Annotated in this window: 24 protein-coding genes and 1 pseudogene; 12 read left to right on the top strand and 13 right to left on the bottom strand. The window is 66.4% G+C overall.

What is annotated here, in order from left to right:
• Positions 1–461: 461 nt before the first annotated feature.
• The 5 genes from ABN034_RS24575 to ABN034_RS24555 all read right to left on the bottom strand — a co-directional run bounded on the left by ABN034_RS24575 (position 462) and on the right by ABN034_RS24555 (position 5,214).
• The gene (locus tag ABN034_RS24575) at positions 462–959 is read right to left on the bottom strand and encodes a nitroreductase/quinone reductase family protein (RefSeq protein ID WP_349693338.1); all 498 of its coding nucleotides are present in this window, start codon (positions 957–959) and stop codon (positions 462–464) included.
• Complete coding sequence (locus ABN034_RS24570) at positions 956–1,597, bottom strand: acyl-CoA-like ligand-binding transcription factor (protein ID WP_349693337.1); 642 nt, start codon at positions 1,595–1,597, stop codon at positions 956–958. Before ABN034_RS24570 ends, ABN034_RS24575 begins: the two co-directional genes overlap by 4 nt.
• 211 nt (positions 1,598–1,808) lie before the next feature.
• Positions 1,809–2,807 carry a hypothetical protein gene (locus ABN034_RS24565; protein ID WP_349693336.1) on the bottom strand — a complete coding sequence of 333 codons (999 nt, stop codon included), beginning with the start codon at positions 2,805–2,807 and terminating at the stop codon, positions 1,809–1,811.
• A gap of 109 nt (positions 2,808–2,916) precedes the next feature.
• Positions 2,917–3,906, bottom strand: coding sequence for a pirin family protein (locus ABN034_RS24560; RefSeq protein ID WP_349693335.1), 990 nt, complete (start codon positions 3,904–3,906; stop codon positions 2,917–2,919).
• Positions 3,907–4,263: 357 nt separating this feature from the next.
• Positions 4,264–5,214: a phosphotransferase family protein gene (locus ABN034_RS24555; protein WP_349693334.1), complete on the bottom strand. Its 951-nt coding sequence runs from the start codon at positions 5,212–5,214 to the stop codon at positions 4,264–4,266.
• A gap of 362 nt (positions 5,215–5,576) precedes the next feature.
• On the opposite strand from ABN034_RS24555, the gene ABN034_RS24550 reads away from it, so the two are divergent.
• From ABN034_RS24550 to ABN034_RS24525, 6 genes are all read left to right on the top strand, one after another.
• Positions 5,577–6,590 carry an aminoglycoside phosphotransferase/kinase family protein gene (locus ABN034_RS24550; protein WP_349693333.1) on the top strand — a complete coding sequence of 338 codons (1,014 nt, stop codon included), beginning with the start codon at positions 5,577–5,579 and terminating at the stop codon, positions 6,588–6,590.
• A 395-nt stretch (positions 6,591–6,985) separates the two neighbouring features.
• A complete protein-coding gene (locus tag ABN034_RS24545) occupies positions 6,986–7,993 on the top strand; it encodes an aminoglycoside phosphotransferase family protein (RefSeq protein WP_349693332.1) in 1,008 nt (335 codons plus the stop codon).
• 191 nt (positions 7,994–8,184) lie between these two features.
• Positions 8,185–8,958, top strand: a complete 774-nt coding sequence (locus tag ABN034_RS24540; protein ID WP_349693331.1) for a class I SAM-dependent methyltransferase — start codon at positions 8,185–8,187, stop codon at positions 8,956–8,958.
• A 208-nt stretch (positions 8,959–9,166) separates the two neighbouring features.
• Entirely contained in the window at positions 9,167–9,760 is a 594-nt protein-coding gene (locus ABN034_RS24535; RefSeq protein WP_349693330.1) for a MerR family transcriptional regulator, read from the top strand.
• A 231-nt stretch (positions 9,761–9,991) separates the two neighbouring features.
• Positions 9,992–10,780: a glycosyltransferase family 2 protein gene (locus ABN034_RS24530; RefSeq protein WP_349693329.1), complete on the top strand. Its 789-nt coding sequence runs from the start codon at positions 9,992–9,994 to the stop codon at positions 10,778–10,780.
• Positions 10,781–10,879: 99 nt separating this feature from the next.
• Positions 10,880–11,860 carry an alpha/beta fold hydrolase gene (locus ABN034_RS24525; RefSeq protein WP_349693328.1) on the top strand — a complete coding sequence of 327 codons (981 nt, stop codon included), beginning with the start codon at positions 10,880–10,882 and terminating at the stop codon, positions 11,858–11,860.
• 76 nt (positions 11,861–11,936) lie between these two features.
• On the opposite strand, the gene ABN034_RS24520 is transcribed toward ABN034_RS24525, so the two are convergent.
• The 5 genes from ABN034_RS24520 to ABN034_RS24500 form a co-directional block, all read right to left on the bottom strand.
• Positions 11,937–12,455 (bottom strand): DinB family protein, encoded by a 519-nt coding sequence (locus ABN034_RS24520; protein WP_349693327.1) that lies wholly within the window; start codon positions 12,453–12,455, stop codon positions 11,937–11,939.
• Positions 12,456–12,549: 94 nt separating this feature from the next.
• Positions 12,550–13,431, bottom strand: a complete 882-nt coding sequence (locus ABN034_RS24515; RefSeq protein WP_349693326.1) for a transglutaminase-like domain-containing protein — start codon at positions 13,429–13,431, stop codon at positions 12,550–12,552.
• A gap of 276 nt (positions 13,432–13,707) precedes the next feature.
• On the bottom strand, positions 13,708–14,565 hold the full coding sequence (locus tag ABN034_RS24510) for an aminoglycoside phosphotransferase family protein (RefSeq protein ID WP_349693325.1): 858 nt from the start codon (positions 14,563–14,565) through the stop codon (positions 13,708–13,710).
• Positions 14,552–15,118 (bottom strand): P-loop NTPase family protein, encoded by a 567-nt coding sequence (locus tag ABN034_RS24505; protein WP_349693324.1) that lies wholly within the window; start codon positions 15,116–15,118, stop codon positions 14,552–14,554. Before ABN034_RS24505 ends, ABN034_RS24510 begins: the two co-directional genes overlap by 14 nt.
• A 692-nt stretch (positions 15,119–15,810) precedes the next feature.
• Positions 15,811–16,374 carry a dihydrofolate reductase family protein gene (locus ABN034_RS24500; protein WP_349693323.1) on the bottom strand — a complete coding sequence of 188 codons (564 nt, stop codon included), beginning with the start codon at positions 16,372–16,374 and terminating at the stop codon, positions 15,811–15,813.
• Positions 16,375–16,842: 468 nt separating this feature from the next.
• On the opposite strand from ABN034_RS24500, the gene ABN034_RS34555 reads away from it, so the two are divergent.
• The gene (locus ABN034_RS34555) at positions 16,843–18,078 is read left to right on the top strand and encodes a YciI family protein (RefSeq protein ID WP_502879088.1); all 1,236 of its coding nucleotides are present in this window, start codon (positions 16,843–16,845) and stop codon (positions 18,076–18,078) included.
• Positions 18,079–18,368: 290 nt separating this feature from the next.
• Positions 18,369–19,172, top strand: coding sequence for an LLM class flavin-dependent oxidoreductase (locus tag ABN034_RS24480; protein ID WP_349693320.1), 804 nt, complete (start codon positions 18,369–18,371; stop codon positions 19,170–19,172).
• 98 nt (positions 19,173–19,270) lie between these two features.
• Here the strand turns inward: ABN034_RS24480 and ABN034_RS24475 are convergent, their stop codons facing one another.
• From ABN034_RS24475 to ABN034_RS24465, 3 genes are all read right to left on the bottom strand, one after another.
• Positions 19,271–19,540 (bottom strand): mycothiol transferase, encoded by a 270-nt coding sequence (locus ABN034_RS24475; RefSeq protein ID WP_349693319.1) that lies wholly within the window; start codon positions 19,538–19,540, stop codon positions 19,271–19,273.
• A 247-nt stretch (positions 19,541–19,787) separates the two neighbouring features.
• On the bottom strand, positions 19,788–20,105 hold the full coding sequence (locus ABN034_RS24470; protein ID WP_349693318.1) for a DinB family protein: 318 nt from the start codon (positions 20,103–20,105) through the stop codon (positions 19,788–19,790).
• Positions 20,106–20,120: 15 nt separating this feature from the next.
• Entirely contained in the window at positions 20,121–20,699 is a 579-nt protein-coding gene (locus tag ABN034_RS24465; protein ID WP_349693317.1) for a YdcF family protein, read from the bottom strand.
• Between the two features lie 276 nt (positions 20,700–20,975).
• Here ABN034_RS24465 and ABN034_RS24460 point away from each other — a divergent pair.
• From ABN034_RS24460 to ABN034_RS24445, 4 genes and pseudogenes are all read left to right on the top strand, one after another.
• Positions 20,976–21,089 (top strand): annotated as a pseudogene (locus ABN034_RS24460) (large ribosomal subunit protein bL28); the annotation flags it as partial.
• A gap of 107 nt (positions 21,090–21,196) precedes the next feature.
• The gene (locus ABN034_RS24455) at positions 21,197–21,367 is read left to right on the top strand and encodes a hypothetical protein (protein WP_349693444.1); all 171 of its coding nucleotides are present in this window, start codon (positions 21,197–21,199) and stop codon (positions 21,365–21,367) included.
• A 787-nt stretch (positions 21,368–22,154) separates the two neighbouring features.
• The gene (locus ABN034_RS24450) at positions 22,155–24,053 is read left to right on the top strand and encodes a hypothetical protein (protein WP_349693316.1); all 1,899 of its coding nucleotides are present in this window, start codon (positions 22,155–22,157) and stop codon (positions 24,051–24,053) included.
• A gap of 114 nt (positions 24,054–24,167) precedes the next feature.
• Positions 24,168–24,716 carry a hypothetical protein gene (locus tag ABN034_RS24445; protein ID WP_349693315.1) on the top strand — a complete coding sequence of 183 codons (549 nt, stop codon included), beginning with the start codon at positions 24,168–24,170 and terminating at the stop codon, positions 24,714–24,716.
• The last annotated feature ends 85 nt before the right edge of the window (positions 24,717–24,801 follow it).

Here is a 24,801-nt window from a genome sequence, read left to right as displayed (position 1 = left end):
GGGCCACATCATCGCGCGGTCGGGTGGCGCGAAGCGTTCCATGATCGCCGTGCAGAAGGGCTCGACCGGTCCTGCCGAGACAACGTGCGAAGTTGTTCAATCAATATGTCGATCGGTGGGATGACCGTCACGCTTCACGCCTACTCCCGTGACGCCAATTCATCGGCGATGATTCCGCGCCCGGTGCCCAGTGAAGGAACCACCCTGCCGAACGCCGGCCCGACCAAGCTGTCTCAGATGAGATATGTGACCTTGGTCGGCCGCCAAGCTGCTGCGGCGTTCCACTCGCGGTGGTAGAGGCGGCGCCTCGAGCTCGTGTACGCAAGAGGCTCCCTGACTGGGCCATGTACAGGCGGAATCGTTGTGCGAACTGGTTGTCCGCTTCCGTTCGTGTGTCCCTGAGGCCACGCTGCCTAGGAGGGTCTCCCGCGGCACCGGGGGCGAGGCCACTGGGGAGGAACTCAACCCGCGGGCCTGCTGCGGTCGGCGGTCTCGGCTGGCTCCAGGTAGAAGACGGCGTGCTGGCGGGCCATCAGGTCGATCTCTGCCGGGGTCACGTTTGAGGGGTCGGCGCCCAGGCCGGAACGGACGTTTGTGCGGTGGGCCGGCTGCTGGCAGTACCAGGTGAGAAACTCCGACTTCTCTTCGGCCTGGATCTCGTGGGCGACGACCGGTTCGACTGTGGCGCCCACCAGCAGGTGCGCGGTGCCGGCCGCGCGTAGGTTGCGGGCCCACTGCGCGTCACCGCCGCTCAGCAGTGAGACGACGTAGCGTTTGTCGTTCCAGGTCGACATGCGGACGGGGACGTCGTACAGGCGGCCGGTGCGGCGGCCGCGCACGCGAAGGACGCGCATGACGTTCTGGTCGCCGCGGCGTCCGAGCCCGGCACGGAGGACCAGGGTTCGCAGCAGCGGGTTGGCGAACCGCTTGTACACCCACGAGGGAGGGCCGCCGGTCATAATCCTGGCCTTTCGTTGGGAGCGGGCAGCCCGGCGGCGAGTTGCTGGAGTGCTTGGCTGACCATCAGGTCCAGCGGGGTGGCCGGGTCGGCGTCGAGCCAGTGGTCGATGGCTGCGCGGACTGTGCTGATGCATGCGGCGGCGGCGAGTCGGGGGTACAGGTCACGCTGGGGGTCGGTGCCGGTCCGTCGGGCGATCTCCTCGGTCAGCATCGCCGCGATGCCGACGTCGGATTTCTGTTGCTCTACCTGCAGCTCCGGTGTGGTCTTGACCAGGCGGGCCTTGGCGACCCAGGCTCGGTCGGGTTCGCCGTGGCCGAAGATCGGTCCGGTCAAAGCGTGCTGGAGTGCGTGGCGTAGCGCGGTCCACAGCGGTTCGTCGGGTTGCCGGGTGCGGATGGCGGCCTGGACGGCTGCCGCGCGGTCGGCGCCTTCGGCGATGATCGCGGCTTCCTTGCTGGGGAAGTAGTTGTTGACGGTGCGGGGTGCCACGCCCGCGGCGTCCGCGATGTCCTGGATCAGGACGTTTTCTGGACCGCGCTCGATGGCCAGCCGCAGCGCGGCTTCGCTGATGGCCGCGCGGGTGGCCAGCTTCTTACGTTCTCGGAGGTTGGCCGCCTGCAGGGGGTCGGTGCTCATCATTGCAGCCTGACAGAACTGTGCGCGGCACGCAAATTTGCGTACAGCGCAAGATCTGACCGAGCTCAAGTCCGCGTGTCATTTGGCTTCGGCACTCCGGCCGTAGTGCGCGGCCCTCACCAAGCGAGAGCATCCCGTGACCGGTTGGATCCGCAGACGGTCGCCCTGGTCGACGATCGGCGCGCATACGTCAAGCCCTCCGGTGGTGCGGTCAGGGGTACTGCGCGTGTACATCTCCGCCGAACAGCCGACAGTAGAGGCTGTTCATTCTCGCTGCGGTTGGTGCGTGGCGAGTGAGGACCGCGGCGACCGCCGGTGGCAGGCCGTCTGGGTGGTGACCGTCAGCGCACCGACGTACGAACTCGTTGCGGGCCACCGGGCCACCGGTGGTTGGCACCGGTACGCCGCATGTGGCGGCTACCAGCCAGTTGATCAGTCGCATGGCGGCGTAGTCGGCATCGTGTGCGGCGTTGCGTTCGGCGAAGTCGCGCTCGGCTGCGGACAGGTCGAACCGTGGCGAGGTGGCCAGCCCGAAGTCGGCGAGGTAGATCCGCTCACCGTCGGTGCGCATGTTGCCGAAGTGTCCGTCCATGTGCAGCAGCTCACGGCCGCGCAGGAACGCCACGATCTCTGATAGTTGCCGCTCGACCATCTCGGCCTTGCCGGCTGGGTCTTCCCCTAGCCAGCCGGCCAGTGGGTACGGGATGTATTCGCAGAACAGCACGAGGCTGTGTGAAGCGGCGGCCAGCGCTTCCAGGCGGGCGCGCACGGCTGGCGAGCTGTCCAGCGCGGCGACAGCTGCGTCGACGTCGGCGTGCTCGGCCGCGGCGGGCGGGCGGCCGGGCAGTACTCGCCAGTGGTAGAGCAACGGGAACGACTCCGTCTCACCGGCCAGAACTCCGTCCGTGACGATCATGTTCGCGGCCAACTCGCGCCACACGTTGAATCCTGGGCTGCCGATGCCGTACTGGCAGAGCAGTGGCAAGTCGAACAGGTTCGTGGTGGAGCGCGGATGAGCTAACTCCCGGTCGGTCAACGGGACACGCTTGGCGAACACCTGCACACCGTCGACATCGACAACGACCGAACCGCCGCCCACCCCCACGCTGCCCACTCGCCCAGCACTCACCTGCGCAGCAAGCTCAACGTCGCTACGCGAGGCAAGGAAGTCCGAGACCCGCGCGTAGCGGGCTCGCCGGGCAGCCAGCACCCACGCGATCATGCCAGCCCAAGAGAGTCCGTCCGTAATGCCGGTGGTGGCCAGTGCTGGAGCTCTCGGCATCATCCACGCGGCGCCTGGCCTCCTCCTCTCGCTCCTGTCATTCCTGTCCGAGAAGGGGGCCGTCGGCGTGCGGGACGCGGTCGGCGGGGACCACGCCCAGTCTGCCGGCCTGGTAGTCCTCCACGGCCTGGACGATCTCGGCGCGGCTGTTCATGACGAACGGGCCGTAGTGGACGACCGGCTCGCGGATGGGCTGCCCGCCGAGCAGCAGCACCTCCAGGTTGGGCTCGGCCTGCGGCTGGGCTGTCGCCGCGTCGAGGGTCAGTGCGCCGCCCGCGCCGAAGACGGCGAGCTGACCTTTGCGGATCGGCCGCTGCTCCGTGCCCGCTGACCCTTGGCCGGCCAGCACGTAGGCGAGGCCGTTGAAGCCGGGGTTCCACGGCAGCTCCAGCCGGGCGCCGGGGGTGACGGTCGTGTGCACCATCGTGATCGGGGTGAACGTGACGCCGGGGCCCTGATGCCCGTCCAGCTCGCCTGCGATCACCCGCAGCAGCGCGCCGCCGTCGGCCGAGGCCAGCAGCACGGCCTCACGGCCGCGGATGTCCTGGTAGCGGGGCAGGTGGAACTTGTGCGCGCGGGGCAGGTTGACCCACAGCTGGATGCCGTGAAACACCCCGCCCGAGACGACCAGGTGCTCCGGGGGCTTCTCGATGTGCAGCAGGCCCGCGCCCGCGGTCATCCACTGGGTGTCGCCGTCCGTGATCGTGCCGCCACCACCATTGGAGTCCTGGTGCTCGAAGACCCCGTCGATGATGTACGTGACGGTCTCGAAGCCGCGGTGCGGATGCCAGGGCGTCCCCTTGGGTTCGCCCGGGGCGTACTCGATCTCCCCCATCTGGTCCATGTGGATGAAGGGGTCGAGCACGGACTGCGCCACCCCGGCGAACGCACGTCGCACGGGGAAGCCCTCGCCCTCGAAACCGCTGGGTGCGGTCGTGACCGACCGCACCGGACGCGGGACGGCAGCGACCGGATCGGGTACGGCGACACGCGGCAGCTTCAGGGTGTCGGCAGTGACGGCGGGCATATCAACCTCTCTGGTTGAAGCTTCAAGTACACCCTCCGGAACGCGTCGCTACCGCCAGGCATTCCTTCGCGAGCCAAGGATCGGAACGAGCCTGTACAAAGCCCCTTCAAACGGGCGGCCCCAGGCGAAACTGCGTCCGGTGCTCGGGGGCGTCAGGGGGCGTCAGGAACGTCAGGACAGTACGTCCTTGCGAAGGAAGGTCCACCACGCACACGCGAGGAACATGGTGGCGTACGCAACCGTGGCGAGCGCACCCTTGGCCATCCCGTCCAGCTGTACCGGGTCATCGGATCGGGTCCCCGGAGAACCGCGTGTTGCGGCTGCCCGTCTAGGGACCCGGCCCGTTTCACGTCCGGCTCATAGCTGCGTTGGAAGAGGGGGGACGGCACGGGCCAGGTGCCGTTCCAGGTTTGCCACGTACGCGAGTCTGGCGTTGAGCGGTGTCCACCACCAGTCGCCGAGTCCCTGCAGCTGCGCCTTGGTCTTCCAGGCCATGGCCAGGACTTCATAGATCGTTGCGTGCGGCTCGGCGGGTCGCTCGCCGTACCCCTCGTAGAAGGCCGGAGGCACCAGTTCTGCCGGGCGAAGGTCCAAGGTAGCCAGGTCCCACCGCGGATCACCCGCGCGGGCGAACTCCCAGTCCAGCAGCCCCGTGCATCGCCAGCCGTCTGGTCCCGGGGCAACCATGATGTTCTGCGGAAGTAGGTCGTTGTGGATCAACCGGATCGGCGCATCGGCGAGTACCGACTGCATATCCCGCGAGAATCGCCCGGCCTCTTCGCGAAGCGCCGGCATTCCGATCCGCTCGCGCAGCCAGCCCAGCGTGTCGGCGACGTCTTCGCTTGCCCACGTCGCCCAACCTCCGGCGAACGGCTCGATCCGATCTCCGACGATCTCGCCTGCGACTGGCTGATCGATCTCGTGCGCCCGGCGCAGAGCCTCGCCTGTCGATCGCCACGCCGCGGCTAGGTCGTCGGGGGAGAGCACTTCGAGTGCCCGACCAAGCGTTAGGCCCTCCGCAAATGTCGTGAGCGTGCCGATGCGTTCTGCGGCAACTGTGGCGAGAATGCGTGGCGCCGGCACGTCGTGGTGGGCCAGCAGGTCGCTGAGGTACGCCTCCTTGACCAGCATCGTCGGCGAACCGTCAAGCCGCTCCCGCAACACGTACTCGCTGCCGCCGATGCTCAGCTTCCAGACCCGGTTGCTCGACTCTCCCAGCATGACGACGGACTCCGGACGACCGGGGAGGCCGGCAGCCGACAGGAGCGATTCGACCAGCGGGGGAGGCGGAGACTGCTCGGTCTGCACGGGCCGACACGGGCGGTCCGAGCGCGGCGATCGCAAGCCATTTCCGACCCCCGCCACTCCTCGGGAGGACCTGAGTCCCACGCCCGACCGTTCAGTGGCTACCCAGGGTCGCGGCCAATTGAGCGACCTGCTTCTCCACCGCGACCCGCTGGCGGCCTCGTTCGGCCGGCCTGTCCGGCGAGGGACCCTCTTGCGCACCGCCGCTCGCCGTTCTGACAGCTTCACTGGAGGTCCTTGACGAGGGTTGGGCCCCGTCGTCGGTCGAGAGTTCGGCTCGAGCGCGCTCGTAGGCGCAGGTCGGGATATCGGCCGGCGGTTCAAAAAGGTGGCCACCCGTCCGGTGCTGAGGAATGCTCGTTGACATGCCCGACCAGACCAGGTTCGCGCCGGCGAACCTGTCACCTGTGCCGATCGAGCCGCGGCCATGTGCGTTGCCGTACGGGCTGACCTGGCGTGAGCTGGGCGAGTTCCTGCCAGGCTTCGTGGACGCGGAGGGAGCACGGGCGTGGGTGTCGCACGAGATACGTGGCCTCCACAAGGGAACGAACTCCTGCATCGTCACCGTCGGCTACCTCGGCGAGGACGGATCGCCGCTCACCCAGACCGTCTTCTGCAAGCGGAGCGAGGAGCCCGCCAGGGCAGAGGGGGCAAGGTATGCCTCCTTGTCGTCGCGTGGATTCCCCACGCCGCGGCTGCTGCACTCGGTGGTGCGGGCTGCCGGTGAGGTGGTCGTTCTGGAATTCGTTCCCACGGTGGGAGTGGAGCCGAACGACATACCCGAGTTGGTCGGTCTGATCGCCCGACTCAACACGTTGGAGGCACCGCCTCCTGAGGTGTTCATCCTGCCGCCTAGGGTCCCGGGCGAGGAGTTCTCCGCACGTGTCAAGGCCGCCTTGACGTCGTTGGCCACCCACCCTGCTGTGTCTGTGGAGGTCGACCCAGAATGCTGGTTCGCAGCGTACCGACGGGCGACCAAGGCCGTGGCGGCGCTGCCGACGGCCTTGAACCATGGTGAGCTGTATCTCCAGCAGGTCGGCTGGTCGCACGGCAGGTTGGTGATGTTCGACCTCGAGACGATGGGCCTGCGGCCCCGGTTCCACGACATCGCCACGACAGTCGGCGGACTCGCCACCTACTCAGGTCGCGAGGAACGGGACCTCTTCTCCGGATACCTGGACGCGATGCGAGATCTGACCGGCGTTGCCCTTGAGGAGGCCGACGCGTGGAAGGAGGCACTACTCGTCCGCACTGTGGATGCTTTCCAAGCACTGCCCTGGCGCCTCGACAACCTCGGTCACCCGGACATCGCCAAGACGCCCAGGGACATAGCTTTCGACCTGCACCACGACCTGCAGACGCTCTGCCTGCTGACCTGAGATCGGCGACACCGCGCGGCCCCCGATTGTCAGAGGCATCTCGTCAGAGAAAAGCGAGTGTCCGCCGATCCCCTAAGGGACACGCAACCCTCGACCCGGGACGCGGCTCTTCCTGCTTGATGGCTCGGTTCGGTTGGCGATCGCGCACGTCTTTACCGCTGACGAGTGGGAGCAACCGTTACAGTTCCGCCGACGCAAACATCAGGCTGGAAAGTCGCCTGTTGTGTCGTCGGCCGGGCTGCACCTATTACCTATTCCTGGAGGTCACCTGTAGCGCGTTTGCCGCGGCACGGTCAGGGTCGTCCATCGCTGCCATCCCGTACGCCATTCCGCTCTCCTCGGGCGGGCGGGGAGGTCGTACGTAAGGTGAGCCCGCACACGTTAGCCTCTTGGGCGTGAAGGCGATCGCCGATCGGCGGCTGGGGAGCGCGCTGCTCGCCGACGGGCCGCGCCCTACCGCGCCGGCCGATGTCGTGCGGTGGTTCGGGGCGGTGCAGGCACAGGACTTCGGGCCGGCCAAGTGGTCGCTCGGGCAGCGGCCGCAGTGGGCCGGACTAGCGATCCGGCCGGTCGTACCGGACGGCAACGACAACACCACCATGCGGCTGGGCGACGACAAGTCCGTTCGGCTGCCGAGCGCGGAGAAGTACTCGGCGCAGGTGGACAAGGAGCACCGCTGGCTGCCGACCCTGGCCGCGCAGGTACCGCTGGCGATTCCTCAGCCGCTGGCAAAGGGGGTGCCGGGGTGTGGGTTCCCCCGCCCGTGGTCGGTGTACAGGTGGCTGCCCGGTGAGCACGTAACCGGTGACGGGATCACCGACCCGATCGAGTTGGCGAGGGACCTGAGCCGGTTCCTGACCGCGCTGTACCAGATCGATCCCACAGGTGGGCCGGAGCCGGGACCGCACAACTTCTCCCGCGGCGGGGACCTACAGGCGTTCGACCGCCGATGCCGCGGCGCGATCGCAGACCTTTCCGACATCATCGACGCGCCGTGTGCCACGGAGGCGTGGGAGGCGGCGCTGGCCAACACCCGCGCCGCCCCGTCGGTGTGGTTCCACGGCGATATGAATTCAACCAACCTGCTCGTACGTGATGGTCGGTTGAGCGCGGTGATCGACTTCGGCTGCATGGGTGTGGGCGACCCGGCTTGCGACCTGGTGATCGCATGGACGCTCTTCTCCCAGGAGAGCCGCGAGGTCCTTCGTCATGCCATGGCTCTCGATGAGGGGATGTGGGCCCGTGCCCGCGGGTGGATGCTGTGGCAGGCCCTCATCCAGATCGCTAGTGCGAGGAGAGCGGGCGCCTCGGATACCGAGCTCGTACGCCTACAGTTCGGATGGCGCGAGAATCCTGTCCGGGTGCTCGAAGACGTCCTCGACGATCACCTTCAGCACTCTTGACGAGTTCACCCCTCGGCCTGGCTGCTGTTGCCCGACGTTGAAGGTGAGGATGCCGGCGTCATCGAAGATGAGGATGTAGTTCCGCCCGGATCGGTGCCGGTCGGCTGTCTCCATGCTCGCGTTGTCGCCTTGGTGCTCGACCGGCGAAACCGCGATGCACTGGCTGAGGGTTTGGTCGTATTGTCTCGGCCATGGCGGAGCAAACTGCGTCGAGCATCGTCCTTGATAACCGGAGGTACTGGGAGGCCTTGGCGCCGGAGCGCAAGGGCGAGCCGGTCGAGTCCTTCAAGTCTGGTGGCAGCGTGCTCAACGAGCACGAGCGGGCCGCGGTCGGCGATGTTCGAGGGGGCCGGGTTCTGCAGCTTGCTTGCTCAGTGGGCGACGAGGCGCTGACGTTCGCTCAGATGGGTGCACATGTCACCGCCGTCGATCTTGCGCCGAGTCATCTGGCCACCGGAAGGGCGAAGGCGGAAGCCCTGGGCCTGGAGGTGAACTTTCAGGAGCAGGACATGATGAACCTGGACCAGGAGATCACTGGGTTCGACCTCGTTTTCATCTCCTGGGGTGGCGTGTGTTGGGCGCCAGACATCCACGCTTGGGCACAGCTGGTAGCTCAACGCCTCAATCCCGGCGGCTCGCTGGTCATCAGTGAACATCATCCCTTGTGGGAGGTGCTGTCGGTTGCGGACGAGGATCGCCTGAGCGTCAGCGGCGACTATTTCAACCCCGGTCGTGATGGCTACTACGATCCCCTCAAGGCACCGGAGGTCACCAGGAAGATCGGTACTCCAGATATTCCACACCGCAGCTTTGTCTGGAACATCGGCAGCGTCGTCGGCGCGGTCCTGGCGGCCGGCTTGACGGTTCGGTCCTTGCAGGAGTTTCCCGCCGCCGAAATGTATCCCGGTCTCGGCGAACGCGCGAGTTCCATCCCGGCGACCTATCTCCTGACCGCTGCACGCTGACCTCCTTCGGTGAACGATCCCTTTCCGTACGTGGGGAGTCCTCTGCGGACACAGCTGGTAGCTGCCCGCCGAGACCACGGCCTAGCTGTCTGGAAGGGATCGACCACCTGGTACGGGGACGCCGGGTCGTGGTCGGCGCGCATCACGGCGGGCCGGGATACTCGGACTTGCTTCTGACACGGTGTCAGGTCCGACCATCGGTGGTGCCATGTTGAACATCGGAGAGTTCGCCAGAGCGGGCGGCGTGTCGGTCCGGATGCTGCGTCACTACGACCAGCTCGGGCTGCTCACCCCGGCCCAGGTCAACGAGGTCCGGCATCGGCTCGCCCAGCTCGACGCGAGACTCCGACTGATCGAGAGTGAGGGTGAGATGACCGTCACCGACGAGATCGTGCTGAAGCGGGCCGAGCCGACGCGGATTGCCGCCGTGGAAGGTACCGACGCCGACGGGGTAGAGGACCTGTTCATCCGGGCCGGCGAGCTCATGGATGCAGCCGGGCTGTCCCGGCTGACGCCGGTGGGTTGGTTTCTGCCCGAGACCGAAGAGAGCCGGCGGTTCTATGCGGGATTTGCCGTCACCGAGCAGGCGCCGCCCGTCCTGGAGATCATCGAACTACCGGCGGCTGAAGTGGCGTCGGCGATCCACCGTGGCGCCATGCCGCCCAGCGCAGCGTACGAGACGTTGGTGCGGTGGGCCGAGAAGTCCGGGAGGGACGTAGGCGCCAAGCGCTGGATCTTTCTCGAGGCCGACGGCGAGGACCAGTCCGACTGGGTGGTGGAGGTCCAACTCGAACTCGTCTGACCAATCAACGCCGGTCGGGGGAACGGCCGGGTCCACGACCACGATCGACGCCAGCAAGCTGACCAGCGGTGCGGCATGTGGTCCGCAGACGCGGGCGCCCGCTGAAGGTTCAACGGGCACCCGCTGGTGCAGGATCTGTCCGGAAAGGATCCCTCAGCGGACGCCGTTGGGGCGAGCCAGGCGTATTGATATCTGGTAGCGAGCTCAGCTGCGGGGCCGTAGCTTCGGGGCATGCGCGTTCAGGTCGTGACTGTCAACCATGGAACCTCGGCGTATGCTGATCTGCTGTTGCGTTCGCTGATCGCGCACCATCGGCTGAGCCCGGACCTGTCCATCCTGCTGCTCGACAACGACTCCGGCGATGTGGAACGACTGGATTGGGCCAAGGGGTTCGGCGTCGAGATCCGGCCCTCCGGTTACTCGCTCGAGGCTGCGGTCACGACACACGGGGAGATCCTGCGCGACGCCGTTCTCGCCGAGCCGGACTGCGACGCCTACCTGTTCGTCGACTCCGACGTCTGCTTCACCACAGGCGACACGATCGGCACGATGGCCGCCGAACTCGCCGCCGACCCCACGCTGTTCGCGGTCGAGGCCGGCTGGGCCCACGAGGACGGCAAGCTCTTCCAGCACTCTGCGTTAACGGGCACCAGCCGGATCCGCGAATCGGTCCGGTTCGAGGGAGCCGACTGGTGCGACCCGTATGAGTTCGACATCGGCTACGGCGATCGCGTCCATCCGTTCTGCGCGCTCGTCCGCAACGACGCACCGTTCCGCACCACCGTCACCGAGCTGGGGCTCTCCCCGGCCCTGACCTACTGCGTCCGCGGCGCGCTGTTCTTCGACACACTCGGCCTGCTCACCCAGATTATGAAGACCCATGGCCGTACGTGGCGCCGCTCCAGCAAGAGTGTGATCCACTTCGGCAACGCCAGCTGGCAGTCCACACCCGAAGACGGCAAGGCCGCCCGCCGCGACGCCCTGCTCCATACCTACAGACAGTTCAGCGACCAGCATTAGCCGCTCGGTCAACGCCATGAGGCAGTGACATGCCTGCTGTGGACGTTGGAGAGCGGCGGTGGAGCTTCTCGGTCTGGGGTTCGGGTAGGGTCGCCCGTCGTGTTCGAGAAGGCAGAGGTGCGGGCGTTCGGGTTGCTGGCTGTCGGTGGTGGCCACGAGGTCTACTGGGAGGAGTCGGGGGATCCTGGTGGCATTCCTGCGGTGTATCTGCATGGCGGACCAGGCGGCACCCTCGGCCAGGGCGGCTACCGGAACAGGTTCGATCCGTCGAGGTTTCGTGTCATCGGCCTGGACCAGCGGGGGTGCGGTCGATCTACGCCGCATGTCACAGTGCCGGGCTACGACCTGACCCAGCACACGACGGCCCATCTGATCGACGACCTGGAACGGTTGCGTGAGCACCTCCAGATCGACCGGTGGCTGGTCAACGGTGTGTCATGGGGCTCTACTCTCGCCCTCGCGTACGCGCAGGCCTACCCGGAGCGAGTCCTTGGCATCGTGGCCATGGCGGTCACCACGACAGACCGGTTCCAGGTCAATTGGATCACCGAGGCTGTAGGTGCGATCTTCCCCGAGGCATGGGATCGCCTCGCCAGCCACGCCGAACGAGCCGGCATTGGCTACCGGCGCGATCACGGCCGACTCATCGAGGCGTACGCACAGCTGATGAGGCACCCGGTCTCGGCGACACGCGATGCCGCATCGCTCGCCTGGACGGACTGGGAAGATCATCACATCTCCATCGGTACCGACGGCGTGCACCGGAATCCTCGCTGGGATGACGACGAGTTCCGGCACGTCTTCGCCACACTCGTCACCCACTACTGGGCCAATGATGGCTTCCTTGCTCCGTCGATCTTGGAGCAGATGGACCGGCTGGCCGGTGTACCCGGCACGCTGATCCACGGACGCCGTGATGTCAGCGGACCAGCGGTGATCCCCTGGAGACTCCACCAAGCCTGGCCCGGCAGCGAGCTGATCATCGACGAGGGCGAAGGACACGGCGGCAACGCCATGGTCGAGGCCTGGTGCACCGCCAACACCCGCCACGCCGACAGGATCAGCTCGGACACAGCTTGACCTCGCAGAGAGGGATCCCTCAGCGGACACCGCAGCAGGCAGGCAGGCAGGCAGCCAGCGGGCGGGCGTCAGCGCTTCACTGGCCGGTGGCGCCGTCGATCGCCTCGCGGATGATGTCGGCGTGGCCGTTGTGTCGTGCGGTCTCCTGGATCATGTGGGCCAGGATCGCGCGGAGGTTGCCCGGCGCGCCCGAGGGCGTGGTGACGACGTCGTCCACCCTGCCTGTGGCCACCACCTCGCGCGCCCGCTGGCATGTGCGCAGGTACAGCCCGACCAGCCCGTCCACGGTCTCATCGGGGTTGACCCGGAAGTCGGCCTCCGGGTCGTACAGGTCCGGCTCGTCAATCCCTGCGTAGATCTTCAAGAACCAGCCCTGCTCGGTGCCGGCCAGATGCTTCACCAGCCCCAAAAGGCATAGGCCGGACCTGGTCATCTGCCGGCGTAGCTGCTCGTCGTCAAGGCCCTCCAGCTTGTGCAGCAGCGTCGCCCGGTGGTAGTCGAGCTGACCGGTCAACATCTCGCGCTCACCGGCCAGGCGGTTCGGACTCGCTCGTTCGATAGATGCGGTGAACAGCGGCGTGGGAACGGGGTTCATGACATCTCCGTCGGTCGTCGAGCGCAGGGTGCCCTCGCCGTGAGTTCTAGCACGCGTCCTGGATACGTACGGAAGCCGATCCTGCACCGGGCAGCTATGAGACATGCCGCCGGCTGGTTGGTTCTGGTTCGATCTTGACTCGCTGAGGCGGCGCGCCGTATGGCGACAGCTGGGTGACGGTTCTGCCTGGGCCGTAGCGGGCGTAGATCGCGGCGAGTTCGGTGTTGCTCGCCTCGTCTCCCGCGTCGGCGGCCAACAGCAGTCGAGCGACCCGGTCGACGAGGTCGGCGTTGAAGGAACCCAGGCCCGGCCAGGTGTCCCAGAGGAGCAATTCCTGCCGACACCTGTGTGCCAACTCCAACGCCACGTAGGCCCGGATGACTTGCCCTGCGTCGGTGAACCCCGATCCGGGTGGCACTTGGTAGCGATCGAACTTGTCAGGATCCTGCCTACACGATTGCCACGCCTCGGCCGCTGTCTGGAACGAGGCATGCGGTCCGGCCCCCATGTCGGCGGGATCGAATGAAACTGTCCCTGGAGCCATCTCGGGGTCAATCCTGATCCAACGTCCGGCCGACAGATATTCGACGATGACGTGATCGACGCGCCGGCCACTCACCAAGTAGTCGGCGAACCCGACGCGGGTGCGTGCTGGAGTTCCCTGCTCCCGCAGGACGCCGACGACGAACACCGAGTGATCGCGGCAGCATCCGGCCACGCGGGTCTGGGGATCGCGGGGTTGGTCGAGCGGCTGTGGGAGGCGGTCCTGGTCGACGTCGAGGATGCGGGCCAGGAAGCGGAGGTTGACCTCGTCACGCTGGGCTGCCTGGAGATCGACGAAATCGGTGCCGAAGTGGCCGATCACGTTGCGCGCGACAGCGCTCGTGGACTCCACATCCACCGGCAACGCGCGTACGAGGTCGACGTGCCGGCCAGGGTCGGAACAGACGGTGTGGGTGGCCCATGTCGTTGTCATCGCGGCGGTCTCCTTCGAAGGATTGAGCAAGCCAGCCAGCCCCGTCGGCCGGGCGTGGTCTCTGGCTATCGAAATGCGCCGCAGATTTTCAACCCTGATCGTGGCAGCGGCGACCGACCGACGTGTACCGATCACAACTCAGGTCTTCATCCACCCTGATCAACTCGTCGCACGAGCGGATCCCCAAACGGATGCGCCGAATGCCCGCTCAGTTCGGGGATAGGTGCAGCTTGCGTCGGAGTGTGTCAGCGGACGTGATCCAGCGCCAGGGCCGCTCTACCAGATGACTTCGTCGAGTGCCGGCCACGGCGGACCATCTCGCAGAACGTGAAGGAACGCGACTCCCGATTCTCTGCCGCTGGGGTGTTGGTCGCCTCGGCTCCAGCGGTGCGCTGCGACGATCGCGAGTACGATCCCCCTGCACTCGCCGACCAAGTCTTGGTCAGCGTCGGGGTAGTGCTGGCTGACCTCGCTGGGCACCCAAGCCAGGTCGTACTCGACAGGCCCATGGGCGGTGTTTTCGAAGTCGATGAAGAGCGGCCCGTTCTTTGTGGTGAGGATGTTCCCCGGGTGCGGCTCGCCGTGCAGCAGCTGTTCTGGGGCGCGCCGGTTGAGGATTGATCGCCCCAGATCGCGCAGTGTGTTGGTGAGCAGCGCCCGGTCCGTATCGGTGAGGTCGGGAGTGACGTCACCGCTGGCAACGTCTCGGCCAGTAGCAGCCACTCGATCCATGAAGTGTGGCGTCGTGACCTCGATCCGCCGCAGGCCGGTGTGAAGACGTGCGAGTGCTTGGGCGTACTCGGCCGGCGGAAGCGTTCGAGACTGCGCAGGTTCGAAGTAGGCCCACATGGCGATCTTGAAGCCGTCATGGGCGAAGACGCGTGGTTCGACCCGAGGCTCGAGCGGGGCGACCGGGCTGTCTGTCTGCGCGAGCCGTCTGGCGAGTTCAACTTCTCGCTCTGCGCTTGCGAAATGCGTCATGGGCGTGACTCGGGCGACGATGTCGCATGGCCTCAGGCGGATGACGAGTCGGTTGGAGTTGCTGAGAACGATCGCGTCGTCGACGGCCAGGCCGAGTGCTGAGGCGGTCAACATCACCGCAGCCACCCCACGCCGCGCCTCAGCTGTTTCCATCTTCACCTCCCCTCCCCGTGACGTCGACGGACCCGTCGAGGAATTCCTTGATCGCTCGTTTGGACTTGAGCACGTGCCGGGTCGCGTGTTGCCCGTGTCGGGCAATGATCCCTTGCTCGGCTTCGGGGTCCGTGCGCCGGTTCCGCCAGATGACCGGGATGAGGCGCCATTCATCGCGCAACCGTTGCCAGGCCGAGTACTGACATCCGTCTGGTAGCTGGTCCGGCATGCGGAGGCCGCGCAGCAACGCTCGTCCCGCGCACCGCCACCACGGCGTGGCGAGGACCACCACGGTGTCGGCGCGTTCGAGCCGGAGATCGAGCGTCTCGGTGTAGTTGCCATCGGCGATCCACGCGTCGCCGGCAAGGACGCGACGTTGTTTCTCGCGCCACTCGGCCTCCGACGGTTCGGTCCAGCCGGGCTTCCAGAACTGGAGGTCCAGATGAATGAGCGGCAGGCCGGACTTGACCGCAAGGGCCCGGGAGAACGTGGATTTCCCGGATCCAGCCATCCCCGTGACGACGATGCGGCGTTGAGGTTCGTGGGGGTACATGACACCTTCGCAGGGTCGCAGCGGTGCCAGGTTCGACCACATCTAGGGCTGTCTGCGCCGTGGTGTCGAAGCTGGCAAATGACCTTCTGCGACACGGCAGGATCAAGGAAGCCCGGCAGAGCTGGCAGCGTTCTCACGGCTGCCATGCCCGCCAATTGGCCACCGGGCAAGGCTCCCGCGATCAGGAAGCTCCCGGCAGCATCGCATTGCTGCATACCTGCGCAGCACGCGACGACACGTCCGTACCTACCGTGTCAGCGCGTGCCCCGCCGGCCGGGTAGGTCGCGATGCACCCGACCCCAGACGCCATCCGCCATGAGCAGCCTCTCCAACGAAATTCAAGGAACGGGCCCGCAAATGCCTGCCGCCCATTCAGAGCGATTCTAACCGGTCGCGCGGCATCTGCCAGTCGCGTTGGCCGCTGCACCGGGCGGTCCGGTCACGACGATCAACTCGGCCACACGCAAATCATGGCACGTCATCATGGCAGGTCGCCAAATCGGGCGGCAGATCTGGCACGAGCCACGACGGGCGGCGCCGAGAGCACCTCAACGTTCGGAAAACGATCCCTATCCCCACCGATCGTCTGCGGTGAAGAACAGGATCCGGCAGGGACGTCACGATCGCCTTGGAACACAGTGCTACGAGATCCTTGGGTGGCCCGAAGCCCTCGCCGATCCGAGGTCGGGTACTCAGGGTCTGGTTTCGTACCTGGTCAGGAGCACGCCGTCGGGAAACGTCCGGGTCTCCACCAGGCTCAGGTTCACCCAGTTGTCCAGGGCTGTGAAGAACGGCGTGCCGCCGCCCACCAGGACCGGGTGGGTGACGATCGCGTACTCGTCGATCAGCCCAGCCCGCATGGCAGCCGCGGCGAGTGTGGCGCCGCCGATGTCCATGGGGCGACCGTCGTCGGTCTTGAGCCTGGTGATCTCGGTGACCGCGTCGCCGGTGACCAGGCGGGTGTTCCAGTCGACCGTGCTGGTCGTCGAGGAGAACACCACCTTCGGCATGTCCCGCCAACGGCGGGCGAACTCGATCTGCGCCGGTGTGGCTCCAGGCTGCTGGTCGGCGGTCGGCCAGTGGGAACTCATCGTCTCCCACAGTCTGCGCCCGTACAGCGCCAGGCCTGTCGCCCCCACCCGGTCCGACCACCACTGGAACAGCTCGTCGCTCGGCACGCCCCAGCCGAGGTCGTCGCCGGGCGCGGCGATGTAGCCGTCCAGGCTCATGTTCATGCCGAAAGTCAGTTTCCGCATGGCGTCAGCCTCCCGTGAGTCGGGCGGACCTCGTCGACGAGCTCAGCGTGGCGCTGCTTGGCGAGTTCGTAGATCAGGTAGTCGTTCATGGTTGTCCCTCTCATAGGCTGCCGGCTTGTTTGGACTGCGGCCCTCGTGGGCAGCCTTCACCCCTGCTACGAATGCCCCTGCCCCGATCCGACGCCACTGTCCGGATTTCTTTCGAGGACTTTCTGGTACGCCGCTTGTGACCGATCCGACAGCGAGACGGTCTCGGGCCAGGGGCCGCGTTCCGGTCAGGGATTGGATTGCCCGAGGCCCGCGCCGACCCCGGCGACAGCCGCCCTGTGTGCGCGCTGGACACTGCGGGCGAGGTCGTCAACGACCAGCGCAGGTCAAGCGAGCGCTTCGACCAGTCGGATCGATCAGAGCCCATGAGGAGCGTACCCATAGGACAGGAGATGATCTTCAGATGCAGTACCTGGTTCCGTGATCCACGACAAGCCCGGTCTCGCCACTCCGGACGAGATGGCTGCCATCAACGTGTTCAACGACCGGCTCGAGGCGGAGGGTCACTGGGTCTTCGCGGGCGGCCTCGGGGCGTCCGGCACGGCGACCGTCATCGACAACCGGGGTGGGGAGGCGATGGTCACGGACGGGCCCTTCCTGGAGTCGAAGGAGTTCCTCGCCGGCTTCTGGGTCATGCGGGCCCCTGACCTCGACGTCGCGCTGAAGCTCGCGACCGAGGGGTCGAGGGACTGCAATTCGGAAGGTCGAGGTGCGGCCGTTCCTGTGAGCGTGGTCGACGTCCGGGAGGCGATCACCGACGCCCACCGCAAGGACTGGCGCCGGTGCTCGCTGCCCCGGCCAGGCGTTTCGGTGACCACGATATCGCTGAGGAGGCGGCGGCCGAGGCGTTCGCGACCGTCGTCGAGCGGTGGCATGACGCGCCCGACAGCCCTTCCCTTGTCGCCCACGCGCCGTCCGTTGAGGGAACGTCAACCGTCGACGCCTGGGGCGACCACGACGACGACCATGCGGGCGTCCGCAAGGGATCCCCTTGCGGACGCTGCCTGGGGCATCGGATCCGGCGATGTCGGTGGTCCCTGGTGGACTGGGTGGATGCGGCTGATCAGCGTTGATTTCCAGCACGACTTCGCCTCCCCTGGCGGGGTGCACTATGGCGGGCAACCTTGCGTCGAGTTCGTCACGGACACGGTGGTGCCATTCGCCCGTACGCACGGCGTCGCAGTAGCCGAGATCGTCTCCGACTATCGCAGTCCGGGCGGCGGCGACGCCGATGCCACCTGCGTGCCCGGTCAGTGGGGGTATGAGTCTGTGATCCCTGCGGACGTCAAGCCGGCCGCACCGTGGGTGAAGGGTTCAATCGCGCCAACCTGGGTGCGCGACGGCGGTGGACGAGCGGCCGCCGTGCCCGGGCCTGCGCGGCCCGATCCGGCCGGGTTCGCGGCGTGGCTGGACGCGGCGATCGGTCCGCCGGACCTGAGTGAACCGGTCGTGATCATGGGGTTGGTGTTGGAGGTGTGCGTCCTGGCGAGCCTGATCGAGATCAGGCTGCGCGGTTACCCGGCCGTGGTGTTGATCGAAGGTGTCGACACCTCCGACGGCGACCAGCCACGTAAGCACGAGTTCCTCGACACACTCGCAGGCTTCTGGGGGCACCCGATGACCTGGGCTCAGTGCGCGGCCGCGCTCGCGGGTTGAGCGTGCGGGACCGGGACCCGAGCGCGAAGGACGCACCTCGGAAGGCACTCGTACGCCGACGCGGCTGTGTCCGTAAGTGGATCGTTCACCGGGCAGGTTTGCGGGACGGAAGGTGCCCGACGATCGCGCAATCTGCGCAGTGTGATCAACGACCAGAGCGATCCATCTCCGATCGAAATGTCGATATTCTTGGCGGCGTTGTCGAATTCTTGGTGGCCGGTTCGTGGATAGGGCAACCGGACCGAACAAGGTCTCCAGAGCCAAGGAGAACCACAATGCAGGAGCAGGCCATGCGAGTAACCAGACCATTCCGATTCGGCGTCGTTGCCCCGCTCACTTCTGACCTGCCGACGTGGCGAGACCGCGTACGCCGCATCGCCGGCAGCGGCTACTCAACGTTGCTGATGCCCGACGTTCCTACGTGGCAACCAGCACTTGGCCCCACGCTGGCAACCGCGGCCGCGCTCGCTGACCTGCGGATCGGCTCGTGGGTCTATGCCGCCGCGCTGCGCCAACCATGGAGCACAGCATGGGAAGCCCACTCACTCTCAGTACTCACCGAAGGCCGCTTCGAAATGGGCATCGGCGCCGGCCGACCCGGGATCGAAGTCGAACTGGGGCTGCCGGCCGTCTCCCCAGCTGAGCGTCGCGCCAGAATGCGCGAGACCGTGACCACCCTGCGTACCTTTGACGGCCCGGATCTGCACACGCCGGTCGTCATGGCGGTGAGCGGACCGAAGTCGCAGGCGCTGGCGCTCGACGTCGCCGACGCAGTCACGTTCGTACTCCCACCGGAAGATGATCGGGTCGAAACCACGCGCCGGGTACGCGACTTCGCTGTCGGACGCGACATCGAACTCGTCCAGCACGTCGCCGCCGTCGGCGACGGTGTCGCTCCGTTCATGGCACCGCCCAACCTCGACACTGCGGCACTTCGCGCGGCAGACTCGCTCGTCATACTTCCGAGTGACCCCGCGGCAGTCGCCGAAGAAATCCAACGACGACGCGAGGAGATCGGCTTCTCCTATTTCGTCATCGGCGCCGACTTCGCCGACACGCTCGCACCGGTCGTGGCCAAGCTCGCCGGACAGTAGGCGCGCCGCGTCGCAGCCTCGAGGCAATCGCCGCACTCAGGGGCTACAGCGGGCGCCGCCCGCAAGGGGTTCGCTTTACGGACGAGCCGAGTACGAGGTTACGCACCCGTGGTGCCGTCGATGCCCTCACGGATGAGATCGGCGTGGCCGGTGTGCTGCGCGTACTCCTCCAGGACGTGGATGTAGACCCAGCGGAGGCTGACCTTGCCGGTCGGGGCCTTGGCGTCATCGGCGAACTCGTCCAATCCGCGGCCTGCCACCGCTGCGTCACATTTGGCAGTCTCGGCCAGGAAGGTCAGGTAGTTGATGTCGGCGTCGGCGGCCTGGCGGCGGCGGTCTTGAGCTGGACGGCGGTCAGGCCGGCGCACTTCCGCAGTAGGAACACCCGCCGCAGCTTCAACCAGTCCTGCAGCATTTCTCGCTCGCCACAGGCCATGTTTGTCCGGCGTCCCCGCTCTACCTTCGGTGCGACCCACGTCATCCTGCCATCAGGCCGCACAACCCTTTCCGGCCAGTCAGGCTTGGAAAACTATGTCGCACCCGTTGTGGTTTCCTCAGCCGGTTTGTACGCGTCCGGTGGTGGATGGCCAGGTGGACGCGCAGCCGAGTCATTCGCTACTCGCCAGCCCAGGGGACGCCTCGGGTCGCCAGGAACGTGCGGATCTGGGCCGCGTGCAGCTGGAGGTGGACCAGACCGATCACGAGCATCTCCCCGACGGGCGCTCCCCGGTGGCGAGCGCCGTGCGAGGCGGCGACGGGTTCTTCGGCTCGGTCGTCGGTGAGGTCGGCGAAGACGTCGTCGACCTTGCGCAGGCAGTGGTCGACGTACTCCAGTAGTTGTTGGTCGCGGGAGTACGTCGGCGGAACGACGTTAGAGTCCTCGTCGTGCGGTGTCTCCTGGCGGCTGTCGTGTTGTGGGGGCGCATTGGGCAACGGGAGAGCCCGCTATCAAACCGTGCGGATCCACCCAGAGTCAGTGCGCTGCAATAGATCGAGGCCGTTCGATGCGAGTTCTTGCATGTACCGCCTCTCACGCTCGACCCGTTCCTGGTAGGTGTCTTGCCAGTTGCTCCGGGTCGCAGCGACCCGCTTCTGGGCATTGAACGGCTCGTAGTCGGCCGCGTAAATCCGCTCAATCCATGGAGCATGCGCTGCGAGAGTCACCACGGCGCGCCGGTGACACCACTTCACCACGGCGATCACTGACCGAACATTGCTAACGGAATCAGCGATGAGGGGCAGTGCCATTGTCACGTTTTCCGGGGTGGTCGATGATCGACTCTCTACGATGATCGCCTCGGCAGGGACCCCTGCGCTGAGCAGGAGCTGTTGGTGTTGAACCGCCTCACTTGCGCCGCGGGGATGGCGCTTTGGACCCCCGGTGGTGACGATCATCGGCGCGTAGTCCGAGAAGTACAACTCGGCAGCGACTTCGGCCGCGTTCCAGTGGCGGGTTCCGAAAACGAGGATGACATCTGCTGGGTGAACCTCGCCGGCGTGGGAGTCGATCAGATTCAGGTCAGTCATGGGTTGGCTGTTGGCAGGGCGGCTTGCCATAGGGTCCTCCGCGCTCTGGACTGGCACACACCATATCGGCGGCAGCCCGAACGGCCCCGGCAGACGTCGACGAGACTCGGCGACCACCGCCATGTCGTCTCACGGGATCCTCTTACGGACACGAACATGTGGGGATCTGGTGCTAGTGGCCGGAGCCGTCGGAGGACGGATTGGTACCTGACCAGCCATTCGGCACCTTCCGGCGTACTCGGGTTGGTACACGAATCGGGGGCGCTGACGTTCGTACGCCGCCGCACTCCTCGCCGGTTCGAGCCCAACATCCAGCGGGCGCCCGCGATCGTCGACGGCACACCGAAGCGGCTCAACGTCTGCACCTCGAGCCTCAAGGCAGGACGGGTGCATAGTGGCACGCGGAGGCACGACCAACCAGAGTCCGCGCGGTCATGGTTTCGTCCCAGTCGGCGAACCGTCTTGCCGGCACGCGAAGTGGCCCGCACACTCTTGCCATGGGATGGTGGATCTTCATCGGTGCCGTCGTGCTGCTGGCCCTGCTCGGACTGACCTACCGGTTTCGTGGTGCGGGGGCACTAGACCGCGCGCGACATGAACGAGTCGCAGGAGGCGCAAAAGGAACCGAGAACACGCTCCCGCCGGACTTCACCAACATGTCAGGCTAGTCGTAGCCGGCCGGGATCAGGTGTGCAGCTGGCCCGTCAAGGACCCAAGGACGCACAGCTCGAGGCTGTCGTCACCGGCTTGGAGATCGCGATGACTCGCGGACCGGCGACGCGCCCGAGGGCCGACCAACCGGGTGACGCGGGAAGCCGCTCCTCGATGCCACGGCCGCGAATCGCCCCTCGTGCTCCACGCGCATTGGCGGGATCTCCACCTTTGAGCATGTCGAGGGCGGCCTGTAGTTCGGCCGGTCGCCACGGTTGGTCCCGGGATCGGTCGACGACGAACCGCACCGGACCCAGCACCTCGGCGGCGTAGCCGTCAACGCCGTTCGCGCCTCCTCGTGGGTCGCGGCTGTCGACACCGGGCGGACCTTCGTCGCTGCACGCGAGTGACGGGCAATCGAGATCATTCGACCACGGTCGAATGATCTTGACGACGCCATGCTCATCGTGTTGGTTGTGGTGATCGACAGCTGCGGGTCGACTGGTGCTCTGCGCCCGATACTTGGGAAGCACACGGGGGGACATGCACACGCTTTCATTGCGGATAGCACGCGCTCTGGCGGTCACGGCAGTGCTGGTGAGCCCTATCCTCTTCGCCCCAGGCCAGCCACATGCGACCGCGTCAGGCGGCGCAACGCCACATCCGACCACCGTCGCGACAGTCGCGCTGCAGGGTCAGGCCGCGACCGGGGCGACAGCGCGAGAGTTGCCGGCCGGGCCGAATGATCCGATACCGTCAGAATGGGATCACATCAGCCCGGGGGTTGGCTTCGACCATCCCGCTTTGGACGGCTTGCGGGACTTTCGAGCCCGCCAGACAAAGACGCCATTCGGGCACAACGTCGCGGAGCTGTATGTCGACGTGACCGACCTGCCGACCCAGCCGACGTCAGCATTCGGAAACAAGGCACGCTACGAGTACGTCGACGGCGCATCGATGAGCCCCGCCAAGCGCCAGGCCTTAGGGCTCGCCAGGAACAGCAGATATCTCGTCATCACCAACGCTAGCGACCTGAAGAGCAGTCTCCATTCAGAGCCCAAGGTGATCTTGGCCGCGATCGAAGCACTGCGCGCCCTCAGCATCTCCAGCCAGACCGTCCTCAGCGAGCTGGAGGCCCGGGCGCAGGCAATCATTACGGAGCGGTCCCCGTGCATGACAGCAACGCCAAAAACATGCCTTGAGTGGTTGAAAGACAGAATCAAGAACGCCCGGGTCCTCTATCTCGTCCCCCACCGTCCGCAGAAGAACGCCGAGGAGCTGAGGAACCTCTGGCAGGCGTCGCACCTGGCGAAGGCGGCCGAGAACGAGGTGAAGCGGCAGCGGCAGCTCGCGGAGGAGTTGTTCCTGGCGGAGCTAACCCAATCGGGGAAGTGCCCCGACGACGGCACCGTCACCGGTTCGCTGGGCGGTGAACCGGTCGACATCAGGCTGGCGGCCTGTGGCGAGACCGAGGAGAGTGGTCTCGCCCGGGCACTTGCCGCGGAGACCGGCGGCATCGACTTCACGTCCCTGGAGTTGCGGTATCTCAGGGACGCGCCAGGCTCGGACGAGACCAGGGATATTACCTACGCGTTCACGGCAGACTCCGGGGCTGGCAACGCGAACGTCGTCGCCGGGCTACGCAACGCCGATCAGGCATCGGACGCGTTCTTCGTGTGGTTGGCACTGCCCGCGGCGGACTTCTGGGTGAACCTCAACCCGAACGAGCCACACCGCATCATCGATAAGGACTTCGGCCGGACGGACGCGGGCCGGATCCTCCTCGAGGCCGATCTCCAGCTCAAGAAGACCGTCGCCGACCTGACCGACCCCAGGAACAGGACCGGCCACCAGTTCTGGGCACAGCTGCGGGGCCGCGAGAAGTGCGTCTCGATGCGGCAGTGGATCGTGCCCGCGCCCGCAGCGGTGTACGCAACCGACGAAGAGCTTCACATCCTCCACGCACCCCTGCAGGTGATGATGGAGACTGAGTACCTCGACGACAAGGGCACCGGCACGTATCGCTCCTGCGAGCGGCAGTCGGCTGCTGATGAGGAGCACAACGAGAAGGTCTACCGTGATCGCATTCTGCCGTTGGTCGAACGTCGAGTGAGCTCCGCACCGGAGTACGCCGAGTTGCGGCGCGTCTACCTGAGCAGGGTGGCCGCGGAGTGGGTCCGTGAGCGGCACGGCTACCAGCAGACCGCGTACGGCGAGATCATCGGGTCGGGCAAGATCGACCGCTGGGTGACCGAGGAGGACTGGAAACCGACCGACACCTTCCGTCGTTACGTCCGCTCCTACACCGAGCACGAGTTTGAGGTCACCGACAAGTTCCAGCAGGGCAACACGACCTACACGCGGACCTACGTCTTCGGAGGCGTCGACTTCTCCCACGTTCCCCGCCAACGGGTGAGTGCGAAGGAGTACGCACGCGACTTCCCGGGACTGTCCGACGCTGTCGAGCAGGCGGCAGACCAACCCACCCGGGACCCGAACACCAAAAAGATGTGGTTCGGGGCTACCGCCGTCTTCGCCGACCCATCGCCCGCCGACCAAGCCACCGACGGCGATGAGCCCGAGCCCCATGGAACCGGTGTGCGCTCCGCGTTGCTGTGGGGCGCCACCCTGGTGCCCATCGCCCTGATCATCCTCGCCCGCCGGATCCGCGACCGCCGGCTCGCCACACCGCGGAAGAGGTGAGGACATGGCCCGACTCACTGCCCTCGCCGTCGTCGCCATTCTTGCGGCCTTGGCCGCAGGCTGCGCCAAGCCGTCGCACTCGGAGAGGCGCCCCCGTCACGAACACCCATCCAGATGCCACCGACCGAGTCCGGGCCCGTGCATCCCGAGCAGTGGCCCGACGCCTGTACCTTCCTCACCGACCGCGAGATCAACGCTCTCCTGCCCGGCCATGAGAATGTCGAACGCACACCTGAACCGGTCACAGTCCTCGACCCAGACTTCATGAGCGACGACAACCTCACCGGAGATGCCAAGAGCGGCTCCTGCGACTACCAGATCCACTACAGTGCGGATCGCTCGATCGACATCACCATCACCATCACGACCGTGGCCGACCCAGAGACCGTCCGCCCACACTACGAACAGGAGCGCGCATCGGCCATCGAACGGAAGACGAAATGGGACTTCGTCAAGTCAGTCGACGTCGGCGGCGCGGACGCATGTTTCCGGTCCGGAAGCGACACCTACTCCACCCTCGAATGTCATCGAGGCCCGCTCGCGTTCGAGGTGTCGACGTCCGGGCACGTTGAGATCGAAGGCGTCTCCGAGGACCCGAACCAGGTCCTCCAGGACCGGCTCCAACCCGAGGTGGTCAAGACCCTCACCGGCAAGATCGGCTGATCAGCCGTCCACACTGCCGTCACGGAGTCCAGCCATAACGCTCCCGCGCGGTCACCAGAGCAAGGCCGACGCCCTCAGCCCGCGT

The organism is Actinopolymorpha sp. B11F2 (assembly GCF_040195635.1).
Taxonomy (GTDB): Bacteria; Actinomycetota; Actinomycetes; order Propionibacteriales; family Actinopolymorphaceae; genus Thermasporomyces.
This window is presented reverse-complemented; position numbering and strand designations above follow the sequence as displayed.